Source organism: Streptomyces sp. NPDC057950 (assembly GCF_042887295.1).
Taxonomy (GTDB): domain Bacteria; phylum Actinomycetota; class Actinomycetes; order Streptomycetales; family Streptomycetaceae; genus Streptomyces; species Streptomyces kaempferi.
Map to the genome: position 1 here is coordinate 139,105 of NZ_JBHVPP010000009.1, position 6,580 is coordinate 145,684.

Annotated in this window: 4 protein-coding genes; 2 read left to right on the forward strand and 2 right to left on the reverse strand. The window is 71.9% G+C overall.

Features of this window, described 5'->3' with window-relative positions; genetic code table 11:
* The first annotated feature begins 126 nt into the window (after window positions 1–126).
* Both ACFVTC_RS17045 and ACFVTC_RS17050 read left to right on the forward strand, forming a co-directional pair.
* Window positions 127–2,655, forward strand: coding sequence for a SpoIIE family protein phosphatase (locus ACFVTC_RS17045; protein ID WP_390127620.1), 2,529 nt, complete (start codon window positions 127–129; stop codon window positions 2,653–2,655).
* Between the two features lie 194 nt (window positions 2,656–2,849).
* Window positions 2,850–3,578, forward strand: coding sequence for a class I SAM-dependent methyltransferase (locus tag ACFVTC_RS17050; RefSeq protein ID WP_390127622.1), 729 nt, complete (start codon window positions 2,850–2,852; stop codon window positions 3,576–3,578).
* 199 nt (window positions 3,579–3,777) lie between these two features.
* Here the strand turns inward: ACFVTC_RS17050 and ACFVTC_RS17055 are convergent, their stop codons facing one another.
* Together ACFVTC_RS17055 and ACFVTC_RS17060 are read right to left on the reverse strand one after the other, a co-directional pair.
* Window positions 3,778–4,479 carry a hypothetical protein gene (locus ACFVTC_RS17055; RefSeq protein ID WP_390127624.1) on the reverse strand — a complete coding sequence of 234 codons (702 nt, stop codon included), beginning with the start codon at window positions 4,477–4,479 and terminating at the stop codon, window positions 3,778–3,780.
* Window positions 4,480–4,516: 37 nt separating this feature from the next.
* A complete protein-coding gene (locus ACFVTC_RS17060; protein WP_390127626.1) occupies window positions 4,517–6,433 on the reverse strand; it encodes a hypothetical protein in 1,917 nt (638 codons plus the stop codon).
* Window positions 6,434–6,580 lie beyond the last annotated feature (147 nt).

Genomic DNA, 6,580 nt, shown 5'->3' on the forward strand with positions numbered 1-6,580 from the left:
GGTGGTGCGCCGGAGCGGCCCCGGAAAGGTCAATTCCCTTGTTGCCGCACATCGCGACAGGCCGCGGTCGTACGGTGGTGGGTGCGGCACAGATCTTGCCGAGCCGCGGGGAGAGGGGCCTGGGCCATGGAGAGCGGCACTTCGCGTGGCACCGAAGTGGGCACATCTCCCAGCCGCACAGCTGGGAACCGCGTGACGGAGCCCGCCGATGCCGGGCGCGTCCCGCTGGCCGTGGTCGCCGTGGACCGCGACGGCCTCGTCTCCCACTGGAGCACCGGCGCCCGACGTCTGTTCGGCGTCTCGAGACAGGACGCGGTGGGCCACCCCGCCGTCGACCTGCTCCCCGTCTCCGGTGTGCTGCCCGAGGAGGACGAGACGGCGCTGTACGCGGTCCATGCCGCGTACGACGGGCTCGGCCCCGACCTGGAGTCCTCGCTCGACGGGCGGCTCTCCTACCCGGCCGCCGGGCGTGCCCGGCTCACGGTGCCCGGCCGGGAGCGCGAAGAGGACCACGAGGGCGGCCGGGGCCGGGGCCGCGTCGATGTGTTGTGGTGGGCGTACCCGCTGGTGGGTCCGGGGCGGGAGCGGCTGCTGGTACTGGCCGCCGACGCGGGCGCGCTGCGCCACACCGACGACCGGGTGGCCGTGGAGCGCATCGCACCCGCCTTCGCGCTGCACACCGACTTCCCCGGTGCCGAGGAACTGGCCCGCAGACTGCCCGAGATCCTGCCCAGCATGAGTGTGGACGAAGGCGCCCGAGTCGTCGCGCAGATCCTCGAACTCGGGTATCCGGTGATGGAGTTCAGCCAGAACGACCGGGTGCCCGTCACCCCCGACTGGGGGGTGCCCCGGCGGGCCGGGCGCAAGGCCCGCCGAGAGCGGGCCGCCGGGGCCGAGGCGGCCGGCCCGCCGCTCCCACGGGGCGCACAGGACGCACAGGACACGTACGGCGCGCAGGACGACGGCGAGGACCTCGAGTACGTCGCCGTGCGCGAGCGCCTGGAGTTCCTCAACGAGGTCAGCGGACGCATCGGCACCTCCCTCGACCTGGCGCGGACCGTCCTGGAGGTGAGCCGGGCCGTCGTGCCCCGCTTCACGGACGTGGCGGGCACCTATCTGCGCGAACAGGTCGTCGCCGGTGAGGGGTTCCCCGACGGGGTGCCCGACACCACCACCATGTGGCATCGCGTCGCCCTCGAGCACACGGACGAGCCGGGCCGGTGGGACGACGTCGTGCCCGTCGGCGAGGCCATGCCGTTCCCCGCCCACACCCCGTTCTTCCAGTGCATGACCACCGGCGAGCCCGTCCTCGTGCCGCGCATCAGCGAGCGGATGGGCCACATGATCGCCGCGCAGTTCGAGAAGCGCGACATCAGGCCGCTCATCACCCACCGTTCCATGCTGGTCGTACCCTTGAAGGCCCGCAACGTGGTGCTCGGCTTCATGGTCCTGCTGCGTCACCCGGAGCGCGTCGAGTTCAACGACATGGACCGGGTCACCGGCGCCGAACTCGCGGCCAGGGCCGGCCTCGTACTCGACAACGCCCGTATGTACACGTACCAGGAGAGCGTCGCCGAGACGCTCCAGGACAGCATGCTGCCGCAGATAGCGCCCCGCATGGCCGGCTGCGACATCGCCACCCGCTATCTGCCGGGCACGCTCCTCGGCCGCGTCGGCGGTGACTGGTTCGACTCGGTGAAGCTGCCCGGCTCCCGCACCGCCCTCGTCGTCGGCGACGTGATGGGCCACGGCCTCAACTCGGCCGCGATGATGGGACAGTTGCGCACCGCCGTGCAGACCATGGCGGCACTCGACCTGCCGCCCGCCCAGCTCCTGCGCAACCTCGACGACCTGGCCCAGCGGCTCGGCGAGCACTACCTCGCGACGTGCCTGTACGCGATCTACGACCCCATCGCCGGTGAACTGCACATCGCCAACGCGGGCCACATCCCGCCCGTCCTGGTCCGCGCCGCGAACGGCCACAGCGATCTGCTCGACCTGCCGACCGGCGCGCCCATCGGGGTCGGCGGTGTCCCCTTCGAGACGGTGCGCGTACCGGTGGCGACCGGCGACCGGCTCGTGATGTGCACCGACGGCCTGGTCGAGGTGCGTGGCGAGGACATCGGTGTCGGCCTCGCCACGCTCTGCGAGTCGGCCGCCCATCCGGCCGCGTCCATGGACGACGCCTGCGACACGATCATCAGGGCCCTCAACACCCGCGGCGGCCGCAAGGACGACGTTGCCCTGCTGATGGCCCGGCTCAACGGCATCGGACCCGAGGACATCGCCGAATGGCGCCTCACGTCCGATCCGGGCGAGGCGGGCCGGGCCCGCGCCGCGGTCCGCGAGCAGCTGCACGACTGGGGTTTGCAGCGGCTGGCCGACCCCGCCGAACTGATGGTCGGCGAACTGGTGGCGAACGCCGTCCGGCACACGCACAGCCGCCGGGTCGAACTGCGCCTCGTGCGCGGTGACACCCTGCTGTGCGAGGTGGCCGACGACGACCACACCCTGCCGACACTGCTCAGCGCGGGCCAGGGCGACGAGTTCGGACGCGGTCTGCGCGTCGTCAGCACGCTGGCCCGGGAGTGGGGCGCGAGCCGCACCAGCGGCGGCAAGACCGTGTGGTTCGAACTGACGTTGCCGCGGCGCTGACACACTCCCGGGGCTCTCCCGCACACTTCGCGGGCTTTCAGGGGCGCGGGGGGCGTAGGGGGCGCGCAACGGCGTAGACGGATCGAAATGACCCGTGAAGGAATGCGCCGCATGCTTGTCGCCGCACTCCAGGCGCGATAGACCGATCTCGCCCGCCGTGCTCGGCGGGCGGCGGTGCTACCTGGGGAGCGGGCATGAGCGTGACAGGTCGGTACAGGGGAGCCTGGGAGGGCTTCTGGCGCGAGGCCCCCGCCGAACAGGGAGCCGTCTTCTGGGATGCGGAGCCCGCCCTGACCGCGGGCGTGCATCTCGCCCTCTTCGAACCGTACGTGACGTTCCACGGGCTGCCTCTCGTCGACCTGGGCTGCGGCAACGGCACCCAGACCCGATTCCTCGCCGACCGCTTCCCGCATGTCGTCGGCGCCGACATCTCGGCCGCGGCGCTCGACCACGCCCGCCATGCCGACGCCGCGGGGCAGGCGACGTACCGGCTGCTCGACGCCTCGGAGAAGAGCGAGGTGCAGCACCTGCACGCGGAACTCGGCGACGTCAACGTCTATATGCGGGGCGTGCTCCACCAGTGCGAACCGGACGACCGCCAGCCGCTGGTGGACGGCATCGCCACTCTGCTGGGGGAGCGGGGCCGGGTGTTCCTCGTCGAACTCTCCGAGGCCGCCCGTCCCGTCCTGATGGGGCTGGCGCAGGGCTCCGACGGCCCTCCCGCCAAGCTGGCACCCGTCTTCCGGCACGGCATCGCGCCCGGCGAGGTCTCCGACGAATCCGTCCCCGAGCACCTCGGCGCGGCCGGTCTCACCGTCCTCGCGAGCGGTGAACTCCCGCTCGTCACGGCGGAGTACACCGCGCTCGGCACCCGGATCGAACTGCCCTCGAAGTGGCTGGTGGCGGGCCGCACCGCGGACTGAGTCACGGCACGGGTACGGCGTCACCGGCCGGTCGGTGACGCCGTACCCCTCTCAGTGGCCCTGGTCGCATACGCGGTGGCCTCGGCCCGCGGGCCTGCTCAACGGCCCCGCGCACGCGCCGCGCCACGGCCTCGCGCGACGACCCCTGTCAACGGCGTTCGTCGACGGCTACGTCAACAGCCGTTCACGGACGCCCTGTTCAGTGACCGGGCCAGCCGTCCATGTGACGGTGCACCGCCACGGCCGGTTGGTCCGCGGCCTTGGGCGCGTTCGCCACCGCGTCGTGCAGGACTCCGGTGACCTCGGCGGCCAGCGCGTCGACCTTCGTCTTCAGGTCGGCGGCCGGGATACCGGAGCGGCTCAGCTCGTCGAGCCTGCGGTGGATGTCGGCCAGCCGGCTCTTCGTCGCACTGTCCAGAGTGATCGGACGCGCGGTGGAGACCACGAACTGGTAGGCGCCGGCCAGGGTCTGGCATCCGTCACAGTGCTGGTTCGCCGCGTCGCTGAGGTTCACCGCGTTCAGACGCGTGTGCTGGCCCGCGAGGGTGACGATCTGGAAGGACAGGGCCACCGACCGGCAGTGCGCGTCGACCGAGCAGCCGACGGAGACCGCGTTGGCCTGGTTGCGGATGCCCGCGGACTTCACCGTGCCGAACTGCCGGACGGTGAAGGAGTCCTTGACCTGGGTCGGATGGGCCCGGTCGGCGTGGCTGAAGGTGTGGTCCTCGGCGACGGCCGCGTTACGGCCCATGCTGCCCGCCGCGGCCGTGGCGGCCTGCGCCGGTACGGCGGTGGCGATACCGGCCGCGCCGGCCGCGAACAGACCTATGCGCATGGCCTTCCGGCCGAGTGTCTTGCCGACGTGATTCGGCTTTCGATGGGCGTTGGCATGCGTGCTCACATGGTTCTCCTGTGGTGTCGGTGCAGTGTGCGGCCGGTCACGGTGTGACCGGGGGCGGTTCGCCGGTCGTGCTCGGGCTGTCCGTCGGGGTGGGCGGATCGGTGGTCGGCGCCGCTGACGACGGAGCCTCGGACGTCGGCGGTTCGGCGGATCCCTCGGAGGGACCGGGCGGCGAGCCCGCCGGGGCCGTCCCCGTCGTGTTCTGGCCGCCGGTGGGCTCGGTCGGCTTCTTCGACGGGCCCACACTGGGTGACGCGGAGGCTCCCGCGTCCGCGCTGGGCGAGGCCGAGGCGCTCGCCGAGGCGGACCCCGAGGCGCCGGGGGACGCGGCGCCGGACGGCAGGGCCGCCGAGGAGCCGGACGGCGACGCCTGCGGTCCGGGCGCGGTCGCCTGCCGGGCGGGCGGCTGTGCCGTGGAGACGCCCGGCTGGAGGATCGGGGCGATCGGCGGCCGCTTCGGCAGCGGCTCGGGCGTCACACCGGAGACCCACGCGTAGCTCAGCGTGCCCAGACCGACCAGGGCCAGCGCGCACAGTGCCACCCGCAGGCGGGGCTTGTCGTCGGTCGAGCGCTTGGCGGCGCGGAAGACCCGGCCGCCCATCTTGACCGACAGGTAGACCACGCCGGCCATCGGGCACAGCAGCATGAAGCAGCCGATCACGCCGATCAGGCCCGCGGCGATCTGGCCGTTGACGAAGGCGTCGCCCGTGCCCACGACCTGCGCGGTGAGCGAGCGGACCATCGTGGCGACGATCCGCGGCAGGTTCCACAGCGCGTAGCCGAGCTCACCGATCAGCAGCGGCACCATCGTGAGGACCCACGTGGTGATGATGGTGCGGGACGACTTCTTGAGCCCGACGACCTCGGCGCGGGCAGCCTTGCCGCGCCGTCCGGGGACGGTGCTGAGCAGGATCGGTTTGATCTTGCCGTAGAGATCCGGGACGCCGGCCAGGTCACCGAGGATGTAGTAGCCGTCCAGCCGGACGGCCGGCATCAGCTGCTCCAGGATCTCGAAGTGCCCGAGATACACCGTGGCCAGGAAGAACTGCTGACCGGTGGCGAAGTACGCGCCCGTCATGGCGAGCATGAAGACGAGGTTGAAGTACACCCCGCCCAGGTCCGTGCGGAGCCGTCCGGCGCGCCCGATCCGGTAGATGTCCGTCACGTCGGTGTACATGGACGGCCAGATCAGGAAGAGCCCGCAGCCGATGCACCCTGGCCGCGCGCCTCCGTATCTGCACGCCGAGGCGTGACCGAACTCGTGGAAGACGAGCGAGGCCACGGTGAGCCCGAACACGACGAGCATCAGCACCGGCTGGTCGAGGACCTGCAGCACGGGTTCGACCGCGCCGAAGAAGCCGAACAGCCAGACGTCCATGGCCACGGCCGCCGCCAGCATCAGCACGACCACCGTGGGCCGGTGCAGCCAGGCCAGCGAGCGGGCGATGCGGGCCGCCCGGCGCTCGTTGAAGATGATCCGGTGCCCCTTCAGGGCGAGCAGCAGATCGGACCGCGGCGCGGTGATCTCCTCCTCGTCCTGCCCCTCCGGCACCGTGACGCCCAGCGGGTCGAGCTTCTCCTCGACCAGGTAGCGCACGTTCTCGGCGCTGAGCTCGCGCCCGTAACGGGCGCTCACCCGGTGCGAGATGGTCTCGATGTCGTGCACGCCGTCGATCGCGGAGGCGACCAGGTACAGCAGCCGGGACAGCTGCACGACCTGGCCGTCTCCGCGGCGCGCGATGTACTTCGGGTCGGTGAAGCCCGAACCCTGATACTCCCCGTGCAGTTTGAGCCCGGAGCTCAGTCGGGGTACCGGCAGTACCTCGACACCGGCGCCGACAACCGGCAGCGTCCCCGTGGCGAACTGCTCGTAGGTGACCGGGATTCCCCCCGGCCCCGGCACCGGCGACCCGGTGTCGTACAGCAACGCGGGCCCGTCCCCCAGTGCCGTCATGTGTGGTCCTTCCCCCCCAAGGGCGGACCGCGCCCGCCCCGGGCGCGGTCCGCCGAACAGCCGTTGCGCGGCGGGTGTTACTGCGAGACGTTGATCGCCTGGCTGGCGCTGGACTCGGCCACCGACCAGCTGGAGTGGTCGTTGAGC

Coding starts and splice junctions, on each gene's coding strand:
- ACFVTC_RS17045 (WP_390127620.1), top strand. CDS start 127: ATGGAGAGCGGCACTTCGCGTGGCACCGAAGTGGGCACATCTCCCAGC.
- ACFVTC_RS17050 (WP_390127622.1), top strand. CDS start 2,850: ATGAGCGTGACAGGTCGGTACAGGGGAGCCTGGGAGGGCTTCTGGCGC.
- ACFVTC_RS17060 (WP_390127626.1), bottom strand. CDS start 6,433: ATGACGGCACTGGGGGACGGGCCCGCGTTGCTGTACGACACCGGGTCG.